A 1,020-nucleotide genomic window follows, 5' to 3' on the forward strand; every position below is an offset into this window, starting at 1 on the left:
CGTGGTCCAGGCGCTCGGCCCGCGCGGCGAGCAGTTCGATCACCTCCATCACCCAGCGGCGCACCGTGGCCTGGGAGATGTTGTTGCCGCCCGCCATGTCGGCAAGCCGCTGGTCATGGCGCAGGACGGCGAGGGCGATCGTGGCGATCCGCCCGGGCGGCAGCTTGCGCCACCTGGAGTGGATCTTCTTCAGGTGTCCGCGCAGCAGGTCGCCGAGGAAGGCCAGGGTGGCCGTGGACAGGGTGAGGCTCGACTGGTAGACAACCGTCTCAGTGCCCCAGGCGGAGCTGGTCTTGTTTCGCATACGACATCAACTGCCGCCGGGGGCGCGGACGTTACGGCCAAGGCGCAGGTCTCGCGCCCGCCCACGTTCACAGTGTGGTGGTGAACTTCCCGTCGGCCAGCTTGCGCAGCCAGCCCCGCTCGGCCAGCCGGTTCAGCTTCGCGCGCATCGCCTCCGAACGGGCCGGCTCCAGGGAGATTCCCAGCTCGCCGCAGACCTGCTTGACCATGACCGGCCCGTCGGCCCGCCGCACCACGTCCATGATCCGCTGGTAGTCCGCAGGCAGGACCGTCTCGTCCATGCCCCGCTCGCACTGCGGCACCGCCAGTACCGCACGGCCCGCGACCTGCCCGGCGGGCGGCGTCACGGGCCGCTCGGCCTCGGCGCGCGCCTGCTCAGCCAGCCGACGCGCGACCCGTTCGGCGACAGCAAGTTCCTCCAGCTCGTCGCGGACCTCCTGCAACTGCTGGCTCAACTTCTCTGACTGCACTTCCAGTTCGGCCCTGCGGGCCGTGATCAGTCCACGAAGGTCCGCTTCCGCGTCCTGGGCCACCTTGATGTACCTCCCGCCCGGATCGTACGGATATCTGCCTCCCACGCGCCGGAGAATCCACGGATCCGTGATCGCCGAAACGTCAGACGATCTTGAGGTCCGGCAAGCGCCCGCGACCAGCACGAGTACACGATTAACGACTCACACCAGCCCCGTGACCAGCGACTTCAAGATGGTGGATCTT

The 1,020-nt window shown here is 68.4% G+C and carries 1 protein-coding gene and 1 pseudogene; both read right to left on the reverse strand.

Annotated elements, in window-relative coordinates:
• Positions 1-304, reverse strand: a pseudogene (locus ABT063_RS52130) (IS5/IS1182 family transposase); the annotation flags it as partial.
• Between the two features lie 67 nt (positions 305-371).
• Entirely contained in the window at positions 372-881 is a 510-nt protein-coding gene (locus ABT063_RS52135) for a hypothetical protein (protein ID WP_351069419.1), read from the reverse strand.
• Positions 882-1,020 lie beyond the last annotated feature (139 nt).

This window comes from Streptomyces sp. NPDC002838, assembly GCF_040295365.1.
Lineage (GTDB): Bacteria > Actinomycetota > Actinomycetes > Streptomycetales > Streptomycetaceae > Streptomyces.